Here is a 22,180-nt window from a genome sequence, read left to right as displayed (position 1 = left end):
ATGCAGCTGAAGTCTCATATTGATAATATTTATGATAAAAAAGCGCCTATCCCATTGAATGAGATAGGCGCTTTATAAATATCTATCGTAAAAGCTTAGCAAAAAACTTTGTGCAGATTAGCTTGCAGCTTCAACCATATAATCTACCGCATTCTGAACTTCTTCATCCGGAATGTCCGCACCACCTTTGGCAGGCATCGCGTTGAAACCGTTGATCGCATGGGTATATAGAGTATCTTTACCTTTTGCTATACGTGGTCCCCAAGCCCCTGCATCCCCTAACATAGGTGAACCAAGCAAACCTGAAGCATGACAAGTCTGACACACGGCATTGTATACTGCTTTGCCATCACGAGGGCCATCACCAGCAGATGGGCCTGATGAACGTGCCGTTACATCACAAACCTCATCGTCTTCGAAACATACTGTAGCAACAGGCTGAATACGAGCAATCAAATTAGGATACAAAGCAATGAGCTTTTGTACTTGCGGCGTATCTTGTGGAATGGGTTCTTCATCCGCCGCAGGCGCTGCTGCTGCCACTTCTTCCGTTGCCGCAGCGTCATCTGTAGTACCGTCTGCTTGCCCGCTCGCATCGACCGCAGCAGTGTCATCTGTAGTATCGGCGGCAGCTTGGGTATCATCACCTAACTGTTGTGGCGCGTTTTCGACCACATCTTGCGCTTCTGCTACATCAGAGACAGTTACAGGTGTGCCTGCAACATCTTCCGCTTGGCTCACCGCGATACTAGCAATTCCTAGAATGGCAGCTGCCGATAACATCACTACTTTTCTCATTCGTCACGTTCTCTTATTACAGATACAAAGGCTCGCATGATTTGGACATTCTGTTTATCCTCCTTCAACGACAAACATTTCGTCATCAATAGCAAACAGCCATCCCGTCAGCGCGCGCACTTGTAATCGGTGATTATAAATATGAATTTTCCCTGACATTATAAGGGAAAAGACGGGCAAATTGCCATGCTTGTTTACTGACTATCCTGTTTTTTCTTAAAAAACGTCAATAGCGGGCTTCGCTCATTGGCTTTCTGGCTTTTATTTGTTAGACTAAGCGGTCTTTATTTTTCGACAGACTGCCCTGCCAATAATACTCAATTAAACGCAGTATTAAGCAACCTAGCAGTCAACTCGTATTATGCGCTCGTAGCTCAGTTGGATAGAGTATCGGTCTCCGAAGCCGAGGGTCGTGGGTTCGATTCCCGCCGAGCGCACCAATTATGATGTTTGCAACCTCGCTCCACCACTTCCTTAGCACTGCCCTAAACTGCCCATACTCATCAGACCTACACTTCAAAATGTTTGCGGTTTTTCTGTGCCCGTATACTTCTGAGGCTCTCACCTATAGTCGGTTCGGTATAATTTGGATACAAGGAAGCCGAGTGAAAGTACTACAAATAGTAGACTGAGCGAGACTGACAACGTACCCAATTTATAGAGAATTGACTATATAGCAAAATTTACTCTGCCTCTTGTAGATTTGCAGTCAGTTGGTCACGGCTGGGGACTCTGTGGTAATTAATCACTGGTATCTCACCTAGACGGCGCTGACTTGCAGCAATCTTTTTATCAATCGTAATCATCGCGACTTTCTTGCCTTGTTTGCTAACGAGTAAATGATTTGCCTTACGTGTGACTCGATAATCAGGAAAGTACTGCTTTAATAGCACTGTTGTTTTTTGCAGAGCATCATTAGGTGTGGCATTTTTTGATTTTGCGCCACTATGCTTTTCGCCTACTTTTGCCCCGCGCGATTTTGCCGCGAACCATAAGGCTGCGATGACAGCGAACAATATGACAAGCCACCAAATTCCGTCTATCATAAGAAAAAATATCCATTATTAGCAAGGGTTGGCTCATGTTAGCAGAATTATCACCAGCGTTAATAGCAGAAGTAAAACTTGCGGCAAAACTGTTGGCAGCGAAACAGCATATTTGCATTTTGACTGGCGCTGGCATTTCAGCAGAAAGCGGCATTCCAACGTTTCGAGACAAGCAGACAGGACTGTGGGAGAACTACGGCGTTGAGGATTTGGCCACACCTGAAGCGTTCGTTCGTGATCCAAAGCTGGTGTGGTCATGGTATCAGTGGCGCAGACAGCTGGTAGCAGATAAAGCGCCAAATCCAGCCCACCATGCGTTGGCTCAGTGGCAATACCATGCGCAAAATTCCGATCAGCAAGTGACTCTCATCACTCAAAATGTCGATGATTTGCATGAGCAAGCTGGTAGCACAGTGACTCACCTGCATGGTCATCTGTGGCGCAACTGCTGTGGTCAATGTCAGACACCCTATCAAGATCAACCAAGAACTTCATACGATAACCGAAACACCATGAGCTTCGATGAGGCACTGCTGACCTGCCCGCATTGTGGTGGCTATATCCGACCGGATATTGTTTGGTTTGGAGAAGCCTTACCCATACAGGCATGGCAGATTGCAGAAGAAGCAGCGGCTAATTGCGAGGTATTTATCAGTATTGGCACATCAAGCCTTGTTTACCCTGCCGCAGGTCTCGCACAGCTAGCCAAGCAAAATGGTGCCAAGATTATAGAGATAAACCCCGACCCGACGCCAAACACCATCGTTGATATCACTCTAGCAGAAAAGGCTGGAGTCATTTTGCCGCTGCTTATAGAAGAAATTACTGCTTTATAAGTATGGGTATAAAATGAACAATAAAAAAGGCTTAACGATTGATATCAACCGTTAAGCCTTTACTACTAAAAAATAAACGCATTAAAGCTTATTTCAACGCAAGATCAACCTTCGCTAAGTAGGATTCTTTTAACTCATCACTGATAAATGAGGAGTTAAAGGAGTTCTTTACTAAAGTAACAACATCGTCTTCCGTTAGCGGTAAGTTTTCGCATATATTTATAAAGTTCTGATTCATATAGCCTTTGAAATATGCTGGATCGTCTGAATTGACACTAATATTTAAACCATAATCCAGCAGCGCTTTGATATTGTGTTCTTTATAATTTTCAAAGACCTTGAGTTCGATATTTGAGTTCGGACAAACTGTCAGCGGCATTTGCTCGTCTTTGAGCCTTTGCATCAATTCTGGGCTTTTTATAGACTGCACACCATGATCGATTCTATTAATCTCTAATAAATCCAAAGCTTCATAGATATACGAAAAATCTGCCTCTTCGCCTGCATGAGCGACCAGCTTAAAGCCTTCTTCTTTGGCTTTCTTGAATACGTCTTTAAATTTTGATGGCGGATTGCCCAATTCTGATGAATCAAGACCAACACCGATGATATCGTTTTTGAACGCCAATGCTTGCTCTAACGTTTCAAACGCCTCTTCTTGTGATAAATGTCTTAAGAAGCACATAATGATGCAAGACGTAATGCCATACTTTTCTTTAGCCTCTACGAGCGCTTCTTTGATACCTGTGATTACGGCTTCAAAAGGTACACCACGTTCGGTATGCGTCTGTGGGTCAAAAAATATCTCTGTGTGAATGACATTGTCTTCAACACATTTAAGAATATATTCCCACGTCAAATCATAAAAATCATCTTTTGTGAGCAGGACATTGGCGCCCGCATAGTAGATATCTAAAAAGGTCTGCAAGTTGGTGAAGTTATAAGCATTGCGTACATCTTCTATGTCTGTATAAGGAATCTCTACTTGGTTTTTTTTCGCCAATCTAAACATCAGCTCAGGTTCTAGCGAGCCTTCAATATGTAGATGAAGTTCCGCTTTTGGTAGTTTCTTTATTAACTCAATCATAGTGTTCCAGTAATGGTTTTTGATAAAGGCTTTTTTTTAAGGCTTTCTTTCTGAGGCTTGCTCTCTATAAATGCGTCTGGCTATAGATGCGTTTGGAAGCGCCCTCTTGTTTAAAAGTCTATTATATTTGGATTTCGCCTAAAACCCTATAGATTAAGATCAAAACGTCCTACCTTATTATAAGCATCACTTCATAAATGCTACTTCATAAACGCTATTTCAAGAATACCACCGTATCGGACAGCTCATTACCTGCTGGGTTATTCTCAAGATGATAGTACTGACGCAATACCTGTCCAACTTCGTCTAATAATTCAGCTAAGCTCTCTTCGGTGTTTTTATTGGCGATACCCGACACGGCTTTTTCACACATTGCCCGCCAGACTGTGGGACTCACATGAGCACTGATACCGCGATCCGCAACTATCTCTAATTGATGCTCACAGATATTGACATAAACCAAGACACCCGTGTTTTCTTCGGTGTCCCACACTCGATACTCGCTAAACAAATCCACCGCACGTTCGCGGCAGTCGATATGATAAGCATCCTGAGTCGGCAGGTGGTTTTCTATAATTAAAAACACTTCCCCACGATGGCCACGCTCTGCGCTAGTGACCTTATCTGTCAAACGGGCTTTGGCTTCCGCTGTCAGCCATTTGCTGTGCAGCAAAGGCACGAATAAGACCTGACGCCACCAGCGGGCAAAACTGGCTTTTGGAGCATTGTTTTCTGACATTTAATTGTTTCCTCACAGACATCATTTTTGCAGGTTGTTTGCGTTTTTTTACTGCGGCTTCATTTGCTTGGTTTTTACTAACAAATTTTTAATAGTTACTTACAATTTTTAATAGTTACTTACCATGAGCCACCAGCACCGCCACCGCCAAATCCACCACCGCCGCCACCAAAGCCGCCGCCTCCGAAACCCCCACCGCCAAAGCCGCCACCACTTCCGCCACCCATACCGGGTAAGAAAATCATACCGCTGCGTCGTCTGCCACCTTTACCGCCACCACCTTTACCACCACCGCCGCGTGAGATCAAAAACAGCCATATAAATATCGCCATAATCAATGTCATGAAGAACCCGCCGCCCAGTGCCAGCGAGCCAGCAAAAAAACCACCTGCGGTAATGATAGAACCAAATACTCGGCCTAAAATGTTGGTAATAAAACTACCAAATATCATTGCCATAATAAATAAGAAAATAGGTGATGGTAGCTCATCTGAGCCTTGTTGGACATTACGCTCCGCAGCTTGAGCATCGGCACGGGCCAATACGTCAGGATCAGCAGTCAGACGCGTTTTAAATGCCTCGACACCTGCTAGTATCCCTGCGCCATAGTTGTCTTGCTTAAACAATGGTGTGATGTCTTCACGAATGATACGGTTGACCGCAGCATCTGGTAACACACCCTCTAGCCCATAACCCGTTAGGACATACATATCACGGTCATTGACTGCGACGACAATCAGCAAACCATCATCGATATCTTTATCACCCAACTGCCATTTCTCTGCAACCTGCAAAGCATAGTCAAAGATAGGCAAACCATTGGTAGTCGGCACAATGACAACGGCTGCCTGCGCCAAACCTTGTTGATAGATACTTCTGAGCTGCGCCTCTAAGCGCTGCTTTTCTTGCGGGTTTAAAATATTGGCTTGGTCAATAACAGGGCTGTTTAATATGAGCTTGTCCGCATCGACACTTTCAGCATTTGATTGAACAGCTGGCTTAGCAGGCGCTCGTGTTGCTGGATTTTCACTATTAGCCGTGTCACTGTCAGCCGCATTAGGGTTGATCGCATCGTTGCCCAGTATGGCTTCATTAATTGCCTCGTTACCCAATACCGCATCATTTATGGCTTCGTTGGACTCGCCTGCTTTGGCAATCGCTACCAAATCTTCGACACTGCGGTTTTGCAGATTCGAGGGGCTGTTTGAGCCCCTATCGGTAGCCACTGCCGTATCATTAGGTGCCGCATACAGCACTGGCGCACTACTGATGCTCAGTGTAAATAGTAATACTGATAAGATTGCGTTTGAATGATTCATCTAATCTATACCACCTCAAATGACGTCTGTGCTGAAGGAATGGCGACTACTGCAATAACTATGAGCTTCGTTTATCTTTTAAGCATCAAGCCTTATTATGCATCGTACTTTTTGTGCACCGTATTTTTTTATGCACCATACTTTACTGAACAGCTGCTGCATCGTCGTCGCCAAAATCAACACTGGGTGCTGTTGAAATGGCTTCTTCGTTGGCTACTGTAAAGTTTGGCTTGGTATCTAGACCAAATACTTTGGCAGTGATATTGGTTGGAAATTGACGCACCGTCGTATTATAGCTTTGTACTTCTTGAATATAGCGGTTACGAGCAACGGCGATACGGTTTTCCGTGCCTTCTAGCTGTGCTTGCAAGTCTTGAAACAAGGCATCTGACTTTAGATCAGGATAGCGCTCAGAGACAGCCATTAGACGCGATAAAGCGCCAGTCATCTGCTCTTGCGCAGCCGCATAACGCTCCATCGCTTCAGGGTCGTTGAGCACCTCAGGGGTCACGGTGATACCACCGGCACGTGAGCGCGCTTCAGCAACTTGGGTAAACACCTCTTGCTCTTGCTCTGCGTATTGCTGTACGACTTTGACCAAGTTTGGCACTAGGTCTGAGCGGCGTTGGTATTGGTTGACTACTTCTGACCACGAAGCCGTTACCTGCTCATCTTGTGCTTGCAGATTGTTATAACCACAACCCGTCAAACCAACGGTAGAAGTCGCTAATACTGCTGATAGCAACATGGGTTTTACAATGGATTTACGCGTCATCGTTGTCTCTCCTAATAATGATAAATAACAAATACCTAGTAACACGTTTTTTTACAGCTGATATAACCACTTGTTCAACCATCCTGTACGTCTATTTATCCAGTCCATCAACTGCTACTTTATTCAATAGAATGATAGTCGTCAGTAACGGTTACATTTTATAGCCTACAAGACATTCTGCCAATAATGGCGATATAACCCACTTTTTACAATTCATCGTTACCAAAACACAACCGCCACGCCTAATCATATTGGCATTTATACTTGCTTACACTATGGTTATATTTATCTAAAAGCCTAATTATGTTGACTAATAAACCATTTCGCTCTGGACTGCGGGTAAAACAATAATGTAGCAGTTACAAAACTCCTTTGTTTCATCGCTATTTATTGTGGGGTCTGTCGTCTCAAACATCGAGATATCCTGCTACTCTTAAAGAAATTTCTAGTAATTGTGCCAAAAATATGGCAAATTGCAGTTACGTAGCCGTACGGTTTGAATACATTTGGTAGTGGACTTATCGTTTGTTTAGTATTAGAGGATTACGAACGTCTGGTTAACTCTGTTCAGGGATCGCCAAAGCCTCAACTTACAAATCGACAAGCTTTTACCAGTGTAGCCAATCGATACGACTCATAGCAAGTTGAATGCTATCACTTTACTGATAAGTATTTAATTATATAACCGCCTGTTTTATCCGCTGGTCCATTTATAACAGCTATTGCGTCGATGACGTAATGACTGGATGTACCGCATAATGAAGACAGCAAAGGATTGCAACTGCAGCTCATTTTGAAATTGACTCTGATGAGCGGTATACACATGGTCAGTGTTGCGAATAGGCCAAGCGGATAAATACAGACAACTACAGTCCATTCTGAGTGGCTAAGTACATATAAGACTTAACGAGATGTGTAAGTCTATGCAGGCAAACTAAGTGAGCCACTAGAGCAATTGGTTGACGCCGGTATTAGTATTAATAGCCACTTTGAGACAGTATTAGGAATATACATATGGAAGGTTTAGTCAATTTAGTAAACGGAATTATCTGGAGCCCTGCACTGATCTATCTGTGTCTGGGTGCGGGTCTGTTTTATTCCATTATGACGCGCTTCGTACAAGTACGTCTATTCGGTGAAATGATCAAATTACTATTCACCGGTAAATCTAGCGCACAAGGTATTTCATCATTTCAAGCACTTGCCGTCTCACTCGCAGGACGCGTGGGTATGGGTAACATCGCTGGGGTAGCTGCTGCTATCGGCTTCGGTGGTCCAGGTGCAGTATTTTGGATGTGGGTTGTGGCCTTCTTAGGGGCATCTACTGCCTACGTCGAGTCTACCCTTGCACAGATTTACAAAGAAAAAGATGTGATTACTGGCGAATATCGCGGTGGCCCTGCTTATTACTTTGAGCGTGCCCTTGGTCAAAAATGGTATGGTATTCTCTTCGCCATCGCCTCTATTTTAGCTTGCGGTATGTTCTTACCAGGCGTACAAGCAAACGGTGTTATCAGTGCATTCGCACAGGTGATGGGTGAAGGTACTATCATGAACGTCGGAGGCCTAGAAGTTGGCTCTATGCGTTTAGTGGCACTAGGTATCATTCTAGTCGTTCTAGGTATCATCATCTTTGGTGGTATTAAGCGTATTGCAACTTTTACCGAGTTTGCTGTACCTTTTATGGCACTAGGTTATATCGTTTTAGCCTTAATTATTATGTTCTCTAACGTCAGCTTGATCCCAGATGTATTTGGTATGATCATTGGTGATGCATTCACTGCACAAGCAGGTTTCGGTGCTGCTATTGGTTGGGGTGTAAAACGTGGTATTTACTCTAACGAAGCTGGACAAGGTACTGGCCCTCACGCTGCTGCTGCTGCTGAAGTTGAGCATCCATCACAGCAAGGTTTAGTACAGGCATTCTCAGTATATGTCGATACGTTGCTAGTTTGTTCTGCTACCGCCTTTATGATTTTATCTACAGGTATGTATAACATTCAAGGTACGCTTCCAGATGGTCAGTTCATCGTACAGAATGTTGCTGCTGGTGTTGAGATTAACTCACCTGCCTTTACGCAAATGGCAATGGAATCTGTCTATGGCACCTATGGTAATACCTTTATTGCCATCGCAGTATTCTTCTTTGCCTTTACTACGATTTTGGCTTACTACTACATCGCTGAAGTAAACGTGGCTTACTTGACTCGCTTCCTCGGTCGCGGTGCCAATAAAACTGGTCTATTCTTAGTCAAAATTCTAATCATGGTGATGGTTGCCTACGGTGGCTTGAATTCAGCTGGTTATATCTGGGCTATTGGTGATATTGGTGTTGGCCTCATGGCTTGGCTCAATATTGTTGGTATTTTGGTCATCTTCATTGTGGCTCGTCCAACACTGACTATGCTAAAAGATTATGAAGCTCAGCGTAAAGCTGGCGTGAAACGCTATAGTTTTGATCCTGCCAAATTTGGTATCAAAAACGCACCGTATTGGGAAGAGCGTCATCTAGCTGAACAAAAAAGAATGAACGCAGATCCACTACGTAAAGACAACGTATAATATTCTTTAGTTTGGTATTGCTACACCCTACTCATTGCGTATAAAAAGCCCGAGACTATTGTCTCGGGCTTTTTTGTGCCGATACCTTTATAAACCGTCGTAACAAACACCAAGATAAATATATTGGCACAAAAAAGCCCAGCTCAATGGCTAGGCTCTTTCAGTATTATCTGTACGTCAACTACTGATAAGTCATGACCAGTAGTTTGTAAAAAATTACTCAGGCATTAATACTGCATCGATAGTGTGTACCACACCATTGGTTGCCATGATGTCAGTACCAGTGATGTTAGCCGTTCCACCAGTAGCATCTGTAATGACGTTAGCATCGCTAATAGAAATCGTTGCGCCGTTAGCGGTTTTGATATCAGTAGCGTAAGGGATATCAGCGGCTTTAACTTCCATAGGTACTACATGGTAAGGAAGTACTTTCTTAAGTAAATCAGTGTTAGCCAATAACTCTTCTTTAGTCACGCCTAGCTTCTCTAGTACTGGAGCAAAAGCATCGTCAGTTGGGGCAAATACTGTGTATTTGGTATCTTCCATCAACATAGTATCAAGACCAGCGGCTTGAAGCGCTGCTGTAAGGATAGTTAGGTTCTCATTGCCTGCCGCTATTTCAGCGATAGTCTGTGTAGCTTCCATGTCCATTTCAGCCATAGGCTCTGCTTCAACCATTGGATCAGCTTCAGCAACCGGCTCAACTGCCATTTCCTCGGTGGTAACTTCAGGCTCAACTGGATCAGTAGCGGCTTCTTTGTCACTACAAGCGGCTAGTGACATGGCGGCTGTAACTACGGCGATAGATAACAAGTTTTTCTTTAACATGGGTACTTCCTTATGGATAATTGATTAAATTTTGTGATTAACGAATATCTTTCATTAATGTCTGTTGATAAAGATAACAGTGACTGATATCTCACAGATATTATCGACTACTGATTATCTAGTCCTGAGATCAAATTCGTCATGTCGATACATACAATACTAACGGTTTAATTTTTAATTGGTATTTACTTAGGTAGCAACACTGTATCAATCACGTATATGCTGCTGTTGACTTTTATTCTAGATAGGGCGTATTGGCAATATAACTGCTTTATAATTGCTAATACGCTATTTTGAAGTAGCAGTATTTGACATGCTATATATCTAAAAACGCCATTATCTGCTTATTGACTCATACAGATAACGGCTGTTATTGGTTCAATCTCTACCTCATAGAAAGTAGAGATATCAGGTTTTAGTTATTCTTATTTAGGTAACAATACTTTGTCGATCACGTGTACCACACCATTGTTGGCAGCGATGTCAGTTTTCAAGATATTAGCTGTGCGACCATTCTCGTCCATCAACTTACCTTGGTTGGTTACCATTAGGGTGTCTTTGCTGGCGGTCATGACATTACCAGGCTTCACATCCTTGGCATACATCGCCATATCACCAGCTACTACATGCGAGCCCAAAATTTTAGTCAGTAGCGGCTTATTAGCAAACAACTGCGCTTTGCTCATGCCTGTTTCTTGTAATACTTCCATAAATGCAGCATTGGTCGGTGCAAACACCGTATAGTGAGCATTAGGATCAGACAACATACCTGCTAGACCTGCAGCTTGTACAGCTTCTACCAAGACTGAAAAATCAGAGTTGCTTTGAGCAACTTGTACAATATTCATTTTTGCCATGGTTTGGCTATGCATTGGCGCTTTCATGTCTGCGCTTTTTGCTGGCATCATGTTGTTACATGCGCTTAAACCAGCGATCGAGATAGCTAGCGTACCAATAGTAGCAATTTTAGTCAGTTTCATAACATTATCCTTAATGATTGAGTTGTATTAGCTATAGTCTTACAGGCCGAATTGTCTTCTAATATGAGCTGCTCGTTTTGTCTAGTGACTTATTATTTTCTTAACAGATTAATCTATTTACTAACCGATCAGTACATTGATAAGTAACTCGGATGTAGATTTTTTACTTATAAGCAAAACTTACGAAGACCTAATCCTTCTGAAACTAAACTAACATGTATAAAACCTTTATCAACCTGCCTTTACGCAACGTTTTGTAGTACGGGTGTAAACTCTGTCGCACTTTTAGGCATAACCGTTGGCTTTCATTTGCAGAATCAACACTTTGTGTAATAGCCAACCCGAATGAGAGTCATTTAGCTTTGTTTGTAAGGGATTTGCATCGCCTACTCTTGTCTAAGAGCATTACCGTATTAAGTAAATCTTTTACTTGTCTACTGCCAAAGTAGAATATGCAGTATCCTAATACGACAGATTTTTCATGCTAGAATAATGCGACTTTTCCGACGACTTTTATAGACATTTGCACCCTATTTGTTATCCCCTCCTTTTATAATATTGACGATATAAGCAGCGCTCCTATGACCCAAACAATGACTTCAAACACTGATGCCACTTCGCACTCATCACAATCTGCTGATGACTTTATACTGACGCCACCTGCCGTGTTTCCGTACAAAGAGCAGCAGCTAACAGCACGTGCCCGTATCACTGAGCAAATGGCCTCAAGAATTTTGATGTTAGACGGGGCGATGGGTACACAGATTCAAACCTATAAATTAGAAGAAGCAGATTATCGTGGTGAGCGCTTTGCGAATATAGAGCAAGACGTGCGCGGTAATAATGATTTGCTCGTACTCTCGCAACCACAAATGATTATAGACATTCATAACGATCATTTGACTGCTGGTGCCGATATCATCGAGACCAATAGCTTCAACGGTACGCGTCTATCCATGGCCGACTACGACATGCAGTATTTGGTACCTGAGTTAAATAAGACGGCAGCTCAACTTGCCCGCAGTGCAGCAGATGCGTTCACTGCCAAGACTCCTGATAAGCCTCGTTTCGTCGCTGGTGTCGTAGGCCCTACTTCGCGTACTTGCTCGCTATCACCTGATGTCAATGATCCAGCCTTTCGTAATATTACTTTTGATGAGTTGGTATTAAACTACCGTGAAGCGACCTTGTGCTTGATTGAGGGTGGTGTAGATCTTATCCTAATCGAAACTATTTTTGATACGCTGAATGCCAAAGCAGCAATCTTTGCCATTACTGGCGTGTTTGATGATATTGGTTTTGAATTACCGATTATGATTTCGGGTACGATTACTGATGCCTCAGGTCGTACCTTATCAGGGCAAACCGCTGAAGCATTTTATAACTCAATTCGCCACGCCAAACCATTATCGGTAGGCTTCAACTGTGCGCTTGGTGCCGATGCGCTACGTCCCCATATCCAAACGCTATCTAATATCGCCAATACTTATGTGTCAGCGCATCCAAACGCAGGTCTACCCAATGAGTTTGGTGAATATGATGAAACCGCTGATGAAACCACCGCATTACTAGAAGGCTTTGCCAAAGCAGGCATCTTGAATATTGTGGGCGGCTGTTGTGGTACGACACCAGAACATATTCGCCAAATCGCTAACATGGTAAAAAACTATGCGCCGCGCGTGATTCCTGAAATCGCCCCTGCCTGCCGCTTGTCTGGACTTGAGCCATTTACCATCACAGCAGACAGCTTGTTCGTTAACGTGGGTGAACGTACCAACGTGACAGGCTCTAAAAAGTTTTTGCGCTTGATTAAAACGGAAGCCTACACCGAAGCACTCGATGTCGCCCGCGATCAGGTAGAAGGCGGTGCGCAAATCGTCGATATCAACATGGATGAGGGCATGCTCGACTCCAAGCAAGCGATGATTCATTTCATCAACTTGGTATCAGGCGAGCCAGATATCAGCCGCGTACCGCTCATGATTGACTCCTCTAAATGGGACATCATCGAAGAAGGCCTAAAACGCACGCAGGGCAAATCTGTCGTCAACTCTATATCACTAAAAGAAGGTCATGCTGAGTTCGTCGAGCGCGCCAAACTGTGTATGCGCTATGGTGCTGCCGTTATCGTCATGGCATTTGATGAAGATGGTCAGGCCGATACTTACGAGCGTAAAATTCAAATCTGTCAGCGTAGTTATGATGTGTTGGTTAATGAAGTCGGTTTCCCTTCTGAAGATATCATTTTTGATCCGAACATTTTTGCCGTTGCCACTGGTATCACTGAGCATAACAACTACGGTGCCGATTTCATTAATGCCACTAAGTGGATTACGGATAACTTGCCAAACGCCATGGTATCGGGCGGTGTGTCTAACGTGTCGTTTAGTTTCCGTGGTAACCCGATTCGTGAAGCCATTAACTCGGTATTCTTATATCATGCGATTACCAATGGCCTGACCATGGGTATCGTCAACCCAGCCATGCTTGAGTTATACGATGATATTCCAAAGGAAGCCCGTGACGCTATCGAAGATGTCATGCTCAACCGCAATCAAGGCGAAACAGGTCAAGACGCGACCGAACGCTTGATGACAGCTGCTGAAAACTATCAAGACGGTGGCAAGAAAAAAGAAAGCACAGTCGATATGAGCTGGCGTGAAGGCACCGTCGAAGCCCGTATTGCCCATGCGCTGGTCAAAGGTATTACCACCTTTATCGAAGCCGATACCAAAGAAGCGTGGGAGAAGTATCCCAAACCGCTAGAAGTCATCGAAGGCCCACTCATGGACGGTATGAATATCGTCGGTGATCTATTCGGTGCCGGTAAAATGTTCCTACCACAAGTGGTGAAATCAGCGCGCGTGATGAAGCAATCTGTTGCGTGGCTAAACCCGTACATCGAAGCCGAAAAAGTCGAAGGCGAAACCAAAGGTAAAATCCTGATGGCGACCGTCAAAGGCGATGTACATGATATTGGTAAAAATATCGTGGGCGTGGTACTCGGTTGTAACGGTTACGACATCATCGACTTGGGCGTGATGGTCTCTTGTGAAACCATCCTTGATACTGCCATTGCCGAAAAAGTCGATATCATCGGACTATCTGGCTTGATTACCCCAAGCCTTGATGAGATGGTCTATGTCGCCAAGCAAATGCAAGAGCGCGGCATGACGCTACCACTCATGATTGGCGGTGCAACGACTTCTAAAGCGCATACTGCGGTCAAGGTGGAGCCGCAATATCAAAATGATGGCGTGATCTACGTCACAGATGCCTCACGCTCGGTCGGTGTGGTCACCAAATTACTGTCAAAAGAGCATCGTCAAGCGCTGATCGATGAGACACGTGAAGATTATGCCAAGGTACGTGAGCGTCTGGCCAAGCGTCAGCCAAAAGCCGCCAAGATCTCTTATGCGAACTCGGTCAAGATTGGCTTTCAGTACGATTGGGAAAACTATATACCACCAGTGCCTAATAAGTTAGGCCAAGTGATATTGGATGACTACCCTATCACCAACCTACTGCCATATATTGATTGGACGCCGTTCTTCATCTCTTGGGGTCTGACAGGTAAATACCCGAAAATCTTGCAAGATGATGTGGTCGGCGAAGCGGCACGAGATTTATTTGATAATGCCAATGAGCTGATGCAAAAAATGATCGATGAGAAGTCACTCGTGGCCAAAGGTGTCTTTAAACTCATGCCCGCGCGCCGTACTGGTGCGGATACCGTGACTGTGTATGACAATGCGCCTGCTGATGGCGGCAAACCGACCTATCAGTTTGAGCACTTACGCCAGCAAAGCGACAAAACAAGCGGTAAGCCAAACTTTAGCTTGGCGGACTTCATCTCGCCATCGGACACTCACACCGATCACTTAGGCGGCTTTACCGTCTCCATCGTCGGTACAGAGACACTGGCTGAGCAATATAAAGCGGCAGGTGATGACTATAATGCCATTATGGTACAGGCGCTGTCTGATCGCTTAGCAGAAGCCTTTGCCGAGCATCTACATGAGCTAATTCGTAAAGAATATTGGGGCTATCAACCGACTGAGTCACTCACTAATGATGAGATGATTAAAGAGAAGTACGTGGGTATTCGCCCTGCACCTGGCTACCCTGCATGCCCTGAGCATACGGAAAAAGGCAAATTGTTTGACTGGCTGGGTACGGTAGATGCAATCGGTACAACGCTAACTGAAAGCTATGCGATGTGGCCTGCGTCATCTGTCAGCGGATTCTATTACTCGCATCCTGATAGTGAGTACTTCAACGTCGGTAAAATCAGCCGTGACCAGTTAGAGAGTTATGCTGAGCGTAAAGGTTGGGATATGAAAACGGCTGAGAAGTGGTTAAATCCAAATTTGTAGGGATAGTTTGGAGTAGGATTGGTTTTTATAGCTAATCCTACTTTTGCTCCTATTTTATTTCATTTAGCACTAAATATAAACATTCAAAATAATTTAGATCAACGACAAAATAATTGCTAATCATAATTATAGTTTTTATTAATTAGTAAAGGTGTATTTTCAAGCTCAACGCCTCTTCTAGTCGTTCTTCCACTTTCGCTAATAAGATGAAGGTTTTGTTTAGCTCTTGAACAAATTACATATAACAGTTTTCTTGAAACTTCTAGTTCATTTACATTTCTCGACATAATTTCATTCCAATGTGGTATATAACCCTTTAATAGTCCAAAAGCAATTACTGTCTCAAACTCTTCTCCTTTAATACCAACACATGTATTAATAACAACCCCTCCTCTCTCTTTATACAAGTTTTTAAACGATATAACATCACTTGGAACATCATAACTAGAGTCATTTAACCGACGATCAATGCTTTCGAAATAGGCTTCCCAACTATCTTTAAGCGTTTCAAAATTAACGATATTCAAACCCAGTTGCATCAAAAATTTATTAAAACACTCTTTAAGATAAGGTACTGCTTCAGTTTCATCTGAAGAAATAGAGTTAACTAGGCGTAAAATATTACGTTCAGAATTATGTGGTTCCACAAAAATATTACCAGTATGCTCATAGTATTTATCCATTAGTTCTCTAGCCCACTGATACCTTAAAGCATAAATATTAGGACTAGGCTCTGTCAGAAATAGGCGAGACAATTTATACCAAAAATTATCTTTGTTTTTTGACATAGGCACAATTCCAGACGCATCAAAACTTGTATTTGGTAGTATTGTTTGTAGTTGCCTAGCTATAGTTGTAATAAGCCACCATTGTGGAACTAATATGCATATCTCATTTTCAGAAACATTCTTATCAAGATTATCTTGTATTAATCTAGCTACTTCTGTTACTAGGCTATCTTTATGGATTGTATTGTTATAAGTAATCACCCCCTGTACATTTTCGTTAACGCCAGTAGCAATGATTGGAATACCAATACTTTGAAAACTATGATAAAAATCAATAATTCTTTGCGTTGATCGAAAGTTTCCAGTTAATGGTAAATGCTTTACTTCTTCCCCATTTAATTCGGTTTCAATCTCTTTCTTACTTTTAGCAATTCCTCCAAAGCTGTGATAAATTGCTTGATCCACATCTCCAGCCAGAAACAAAGAAGTAGTACCATCACTTGCATTAACAATAGAACAAAGTATTGCGTATGACAAATCCTGCGTATCCTGATATTCATCCACACATATTAAATGTAATAGGTTTGATAATACTTTAGAAATTTCTGGATAATTCCTCAGTAACTTAAATGAGTAATAAAGCAGAATATCAAAATCTATAAGTTTTTTTCTCTTTAACTCCATATGATAATCTGTTAACAATCGTATTTTTAGCGCGTCAGACTCTGTAAAACTTCCATCTCTTTCAAAGCGTGTATTAATGTTATCGAAAGGCTCTAACTTATAGCTGCCTTTTAAGTCGTTCAATAACGATGATGTCAAAGCTTCATCAGCAATTGTATAACCATTTTGAAGATCAGTTAAATAACAAGAATATGGTTTTATAATCCATTCTAAACAGAAGGAATGCAAAGTACCTGACCAAACTTTTTTACTATCTATACCCATACGTTCTAATCGTTTGAATATCTCTTCGGATGCTCGAACAGTAAATGTAACAGCAATAGCTTTTTTCTTACTTGTATCGTCTAATTGACTAACTTCATATGCTAACTTATGAATAATCGTTTTAGTTTTGCCACTGCCAGGGCAAGCAGATAGTAAAACGTGACCTTCTTCTCTAACAGCTCTGATTTGTTCGGGGGTGAGATTATTAAAAATCATATAAGCTTAACAACTTTGTCAATGGATCTTCTGGTAGTTCATTCTGGTAATTACTTACAAAAAATTCTTCATCATCTTTCAGCTCTTCGCACCAATCCCATTCTTCACTGTATTCCAACTCTCCTCCATCCATATAATCTTTATGCGTTAGTTCATAACGGGTATTTAATCTATACTCTGCTGCTTTGACTTTGGAAGATAAATTTAAATGAGGTGATGCCCAAGCAATTGCTTTCAGAATATAGTCAGGTATGTTCACATATTCAGTCACTTGATCTGCAACTGCGATAGCAAACCAACCTTTACCTGCTTTCTTAGCCAGTCTTAGCACCTCTGTACCTTGCATCTCTATATTAGAACTTTTGAGTTGGCTTTTTGAGGACGCAATATCAGACAAAGAAGTTGGCTTATACATTTCGCTTAAAACTGGTACAAATAAATTACTATTTTTTTCGTTAATTAAGTCAACTTCAAATGTGTGTTTAGCATAGAAAGGTTTAATACACTCATTGTCGCTACAAAATTCTTCAAGTTTTACTTTTCTTTCTTGACCACTTTTTTGTGAATTTCTAGCTTTAATTTGAGCTGGACTATGCTGAGAATCTGGGCTAGGTAGTTGAATGAATGCTTCATCTAAATCCGTTAGAATAGCGCATCTTCGATTAACTCTATCTTGATGATATATATTAGCAATGTTCTCAAAACTTGTACTTCCAACGTTAATAATACTTACACCAATTTCATCTAAAGACAAACCAAATACTTTTTGAAATATTACTGGAAGTAAAATTTGTTCTGCATCTCCTTCTACTAAAACTACACCTTTAGCAAATAGTAGGTCACTCCTAACAGCGTCTAGATAACGCTCAATCCTTCTTATTTTATCAACCTCTAATCCATTTGTAGGATTAAAGACTACTGAACTCTTTTCTCTACGACTAAGGATATTAACACTACTAATCTTACTTACAGAAGATATTTGCGTGGAGTGGGTAGAAATGAATATTTGTGGCTTATGTTCATGTCTACTCAAATTATCAAATAGCGTCTTTTGAATATGTGTATGTATATGTGCTTCAGGTTCTTCTATTAGCAGTAAATTAGCTACTTTATCTGTTTTTATCTTCTCATATTCATATAATTTTAAAGACAGAAAAATAAGGTTAGCACCACCTAAACTCAACTCTGACAACCTACCTACGTGTTCATCATCTGAATCACCTACCCATAATCTTAAAGACTGTAGCAGCTTATCCATTTCATTGGGTAGTTCAGCTCTTACTTCTATATTAGGAGCATAAGTTGTACCAACTGCTTGCTTTAAACTACTATCAATCCCCTTTTGCACATTAGATACTTCCTCAAGCGTAGAAATACTTTCATTAATTTCATTTATACTATTAACTAAATCGGATTGGATACTTATTTCTACTGTTTTCTCCTTGCCTCTCAATAAACTAACTAATGGGTTTTTTGAGTATGAGCGTAAATCACTATTTACATCACGTAATGCTTTAATAAAAGTACAAGATATTTCGTCATATAGGTTTAGTTCTCTAGGTAAATAAACACCATAAACTTGTGTTTCAGCTTGGCTAGGGTCTGGAAAGATAATTCCTTCAAAATTACCAACGTACTGATCATAAAAATCATCTTCACTACATTGTGCTGATCCCTTGCATAGATAAACTGTCTCATACTCATCAATGGTTATTTTATCTAATAATACTTGTAATTCATCTTTATTTTTATTCGTCTCTTTAGAGTAATCATAAAGCTCCTGCCTGATATGACGCTTAGGACGAAAGCAAAGCGTATAGCTTCCTTGAGTTTGATTTATTTCGTTACTACTGCTTACATCTCCACAAGCATGAATACTAAGTGCTTGAGTAGCGTCATCGAAACCCAGTGCTTCGAAATTTAAAGTTAATATTATCCAATGACCTCTCCAATCAGATAACTGTCTGCTAAAATCGTTTTCGGTAAGTTTAAGGTATCGAGGTAATGTATCGTCTAACATTAGTCTAAGTGCATAGAACAAATTAGTCTTGCCTGAACCATTTTCACCTATGATAGTGTTAACTCCTTCAGAGAAGTTTAGTTCAGCAGACTCAAAGTTACGAAAATTTCTAATGAAAAATTTTGATATATACACGTTTAATCTCTATTTCTAGTTAATGTTTGACCTATCTATAATGGTTAATATAACTACTTTGCTTATTTCATGGATTGTGCTTATTGTTTTTCTAATTTTTCCTTACCCCGCCGACATCGCTCAGAACAATAATTCACTTGCTCCAACTTCTCGTGCCAGCTAAACGAGCGCTGGCAGATGCGGCAGACTTTTTTACTTTACTCACTCACAAACCTTTAACCCCTGCTTAAAGCATTGACTATATCTCTGTGCCATTTTAATCCGCAACTGGGTATTAGGATGACTTGATAAGAAGTCGGACAGTTTGTCTTCTTCACCCTCTTCAGATTTTTCATTATTAGCTTCAGCTTCTGGTTGATCTTCGGCGTCATCAACGTCTTCTGCATTGGTTGCTGTAGTCGAGTAGTCTTCCATACGGCTCAGAATATCTGCAAAAGCCTTTGGATCAATGCCAATCTCAAGCATTTTGTTAAAGGCAAACTCATCTGCTTCGGTTTCATACTGACGTGAATAGTGATTTGACACCAGTGCCGTACCCAACCCCGTAGCAAGCTCACTGATACCGTCTGGGTTGCCCAATACCAATATCACAATCATCGTGGTTAATGAGTTTTGAGTGAGCATCTCTAAGCTATGACGCTCGACCACATGACCCATCTCATGTAACAGTACCGCATCTATCTCATCATCATTTTGGCTCAATTCTACAAACTTATCGGTCAAAATAATATCGCCAGACGGCAATGCAAAAGCATTTGGCAGACTTGAGCCGCCTATGCTCATATCCCGAAAGTGTAGCCGATACTCAATATTGTCATCACCACTGAATGGTTTAAGGCGCGCCTTAAACCGAGATATGATTTGCTGCTGTTCAGCATCACTTATTTGAGTGGGTTCTAAAAAATAACGATCCATAAAATCTAATGACTGATGGCCTATAAACTCGCCTGTCTGCTGAGGGAGCGCATGAGCGACCGTTTGGCTTGTCCAAGGGATGCCCCATTTAATAAAACTGAATACAAAAACGACAGTGATGACCAACATCGTCAAGACGCTGGTCATTTTGGTTTCATGACGATGTAAGCGTAAACGCCACTTTGAGGCTGTATCACTGTTTTGATTACTATTGATCAGACTATCGATAGCCTCATTATTGTGAGTCGTAAATAGTGAGCCATCAGTAAGTGTGAGCTTGCGTTCAGTATTTCCTAGTCGATCACTGATCGCAATTTGCGACCACTGACCCGTAATATTCTGACGGCTTTCGCTGCCGTTACTAGTCTCACTAGATACAATTTTTACCTCATATCTCGTTTTAGCTACCGTGAGTTGCGCGGCGTATTGAACTGAGCTGTCTTTGGGATACCATTTGCCTGATATTAAATTTACCATTAATTTTCTCACTGTACCCACTAGGGTCTGGCTTAGATTGCAATATCTATATCAATATCTAAAACATCGCCAATCTCTTCACCGATAGCAGACTGCTCTTTCTCTTTTTGGGTCAAATAACTATTGATATCTATATCTGAGGCTTCTATCCAAGAGTTATCAGCGATATAACGGGCCACACGGACTTTTGCCCAAGGTAATGCTAAGCCAGCAGTAAATAGAACCAATAGCATATTTGTCACTAAGATATAAAAATAGCGTTTAGCACCAACGGTTGACCTAAAAGTGATGGCTTTATCTAACGTGGTATTTTCAAATATATACTGGCGTTGACGGCTAAATGAATAAGCGGTAGCAAATAAGAACGTAGCAATAAAGCCAAAATATACGACCAAAAAACCGACAATGAATAATGGGCTTGCCTCTGCGCTTTCAATGTCATTGGAAATACTGCCAAGATCAAATCCACCTGATATAGTAGCTGCGAATATTAAGCCTGAGAGTATTGAGAGGATAATCAAACAGCCAATAATGATGAGTATTTTCTTAAGTTGAATTTTTATAAATTTTGAAGTATTAACATTTATGAAAAAATCACCTTGACCAAATTTTGTCTGACCAATCTGGTATTCAGCTGCTTTTTTAGTAAAGAGTCCTATGACAAAAACACCTATCGCTATCGCTGCGATTATACCTACTAAAAATAGCATGAACGCAAAGATTACGTTAAAACCTTCATCTAATCTTGACATCGGAAATAGGCTAACAAAGACAGGCAATGCAATTGCTAAATAACCCAATATGGGTATAAGCATATAAATAATATAGGCGGGTTTTAGATTACCCTTGAAACTGAAACGCACGTTGCTAAAGCTGGTCATGCGCATGTTAAACTTTAGGCTGCGCATGATAATCCAAGGGATAAAAGCAAATAAAACAATGGGTAAAATGAGGCCAATAGTAGGCAGCATAGAGCCTACAATCTGTAAGGCAAATAATATAAACACACCGATCAAATAGCCCAGAAATAATTGCTTTCCGGTTGCATGGTAATCAAAGTATCGATCTGCATATTCAGTGTTCGCATAAAAATATCGACGCGTACGTACTTTTGCCCAAGGGTAATAAATGCCTATGGTGACGATGCACAATAAAACATTCACAATCCATATCTTGAAATACTCTGATCCGTCACCTTTAAACTGTATTTGTTTCATCCTATCCTTAGAACCTTATAAATTTGATGTGAATGTTTATTTTAAATGAGTTAAATTAAATGCATTTTTGCAATTTTAATAAAAAACGGAAAATTTAAAAAAATCATTATAGATTATAAGCTTGGCTACTTCGAGGATTTTATAAAAATTTGTTGATTAAAATACTCAATGCGAGGTT

15 protein-coding genes, 1 tRNA gene and 1 pseudogene are annotated in these 22,180 nt (G+C 41.4%); 4 read left to right on the top strand and 13 right to left on the bottom strand.

All coding sequences use genetic code 11. The annotated features are described in order from the left end of the window. Positions 1–117: 117 nt before the first annotated feature. Entirely contained in the window at positions 118–798 is a 681-nt protein-coding gene (locus RH96_RS01810) for a c-type cytochrome (RefSeq protein ID WP_026037071.1), read from the bottom strand. A 363-nt stretch (positions 799–1,161) separates the two neighbouring features. Here RH96_RS01810 and RH96_RS01805 point away from each other — a divergent pair. Further along, positions 1,162–1,238: transfer RNA gene (locus tag RH96_RS01805), tRNA-Arg, on the top strand. Positions 1,239–1,481: 243 nt separating this feature from the next. Here RH96_RS01805 and RH96_RS01800 read toward each other — a convergent pair. Beyond that, positions 1,482–1,844, bottom strand: coding sequence for a hypothetical protein (locus RH96_RS01800; protein ID WP_010196586.1), 363 nt, complete (start codon positions 1,842–1,844; stop codon positions 1,482–1,484). 35 nt (positions 1,845–1,879) lie between these two features. Between RH96_RS01800 and RH96_RS01795 the strand changes: the two genes are divergently transcribed. After that, positions 1,880–2,680 (top strand): NAD-dependent deacylase, encoded by an 801-nt coding sequence (locus RH96_RS01795; protein WP_010196585.1) that lies wholly within the window; start codon positions 1,880–1,882, stop codon positions 2,678–2,680. A gap of 88 nt (positions 2,681–2,768) precedes the next feature. On the opposite strand, the gene RH96_RS01790 is transcribed toward RH96_RS01795, so the two are convergent. From RH96_RS01790 to RH96_RS01775, 4 genes are all read right to left on the bottom strand, one after another. Continuing rightward, complete coding sequence (locus RH96_RS01790) at positions 2,769–3,767, bottom strand: adenosine deaminase (protein WP_010196583.1); 999 nt, start codon at positions 3,765–3,767, stop codon at positions 2,769–2,771. A gap of 214 nt (positions 3,768–3,981) precedes the next feature. Then, positions 3,982–4,506: a TPM domain-containing protein gene (locus RH96_RS01785; protein ID WP_010196580.1), complete on the bottom strand. Its 525-nt coding sequence runs from the start codon at positions 4,504–4,506 to the stop codon at positions 3,982–3,984. A 119-nt stretch (positions 4,507–4,625) separates the two neighbouring features. Then, a complete protein-coding gene (locus RH96_RS01780; RefSeq protein WP_010196578.1) occupies positions 4,626–5,825 on the bottom strand; it encodes a TPM domain-containing protein in 1,200 nt (399 codons plus the stop codon). A 142-nt stretch (positions 5,826–5,967) separates the two neighbouring features. Continuing rightward, on the bottom strand, positions 5,968–6,600 hold the full coding sequence (locus tag RH96_RS01775; protein WP_010196576.1) for a LemA family protein: 633 nt from the start codon (positions 6,598–6,600) through the stop codon (positions 5,968–5,970). A gap of 1,014 nt (positions 6,601–7,614) precedes the next feature. On the opposite strand from RH96_RS01775, the gene RH96_RS01770 reads away from it, so the two are divergent. Beyond that, positions 7,615–9,162, top strand: a complete 1,548-nt coding sequence (locus RH96_RS01770; protein ID WP_010196574.1) for an alanine/glycine:cation symporter family protein — start codon at positions 7,615–7,617, stop codon at positions 9,160–9,162. Positions 9,163–9,378: 216 nt separating this feature from the next. Here RH96_RS01770 and RH96_RS01765 read toward each other — a convergent pair whose 3' ends face one another. Then, positions 9,379–9,990, bottom strand: coding sequence for a fasciclin domain-containing protein (locus RH96_RS01765; RefSeq protein ID WP_010196572.1), 612 nt, complete (start codon positions 9,988–9,990; stop codon positions 9,379–9,381). A 425-nt stretch (positions 9,991–10,415) separates the two neighbouring features. Then, entirely contained in the window at positions 10,416–10,970 is a 555-nt protein-coding gene (locus RH96_RS01760) for a fasciclin domain-containing protein (RefSeq protein WP_010196569.1), read from the bottom strand. Between the two features lie 581 nt (positions 10,971–11,551). Between RH96_RS01760 and metH the strand changes: the two genes are divergently transcribed. Continuing rightward, positions 11,552–15,346, top strand: a complete 3,795-nt coding sequence (gene metH, locus RH96_RS01755; protein ID WP_010196566.1) for a methionine synthase — start codon at positions 11,552–11,554, stop codon at positions 15,344–15,346. Positions 15,347–15,462: 116 nt separating this feature from the next. On the opposite strand, the gene RH96_RS01750 is transcribed toward metH, so the two are convergent. The 5 genes and pseudogenes from RH96_RS01750 to RH96_RS01735 all read right to left on the bottom strand — a co-directional run bounded on the left by RH96_RS01750 (position 15,463) and on the right by RH96_RS01735 (position 22,002). Further along, the gene (locus RH96_RS01750) at positions 15,463–17,238 is read right to left on the bottom strand and encodes a UvrD-helicase domain-containing protein (protein ID WP_010196563.1); all 1,776 of its coding nucleotides are present in this window, start codon (positions 17,236–17,238) and stop codon (positions 15,463–15,465) included. Then, positions 17,228–19,393 carry an ATP-dependent nuclease gene (locus tag RH96_RS01745; protein ID WP_010196556.1) on the bottom strand — a complete coding sequence of 722 codons (2,166 nt, stop codon included), beginning with the start codon at positions 19,391–19,393 and terminating at the stop codon, positions 17,228–17,230. The genes RH96_RS01750 and RH96_RS01745 overlap by 11 nt, the downstream gene beginning before the upstream one ends. 80 nt (positions 19,394–19,473) lie before the next feature. After that, positions 19,474–19,575 (bottom strand): annotated as a pseudogene (locus RH96_RS14710) (hypothetical protein); the annotation flags it as partial. Between the two features lie 19 nt (positions 19,576–19,594). Further along, positions 19,595–20,785 (bottom strand): M48 family metallopeptidase, encoded by a 1,191-nt coding sequence (locus tag RH96_RS01740; protein WP_010196554.1) that lies wholly within the window; start codon positions 20,783–20,785, stop codon positions 19,595–19,597. A 32-nt stretch (positions 20,786–20,817) separates the two neighbouring features. Next, positions 20,818–22,002: a YjgN family protein gene (locus tag RH96_RS01735; protein ID WP_010196552.1), complete on the bottom strand. Its 1,185-nt coding sequence runs from the start codon at positions 22,000–22,002 to the stop codon at positions 20,818–20,820. Positions 22,003–22,180 lie beyond the last annotated feature (178 nt).

This window comes from Psychrobacter sp. PAMC 21119, from assembly GCF_000247495.1.
GTDB classification, from domain to species: domain Bacteria; phylum Pseudomonadota; class Gammaproteobacteria; order Pseudomonadales; family Moraxellaceae; genus Psychrobacter; species Psychrobacter glaciei.
The sequence above is the reverse complement of the archived record's forward strand: the minus strand, read 5'-3'. Positions and strand labels throughout refer to the sequence as shown.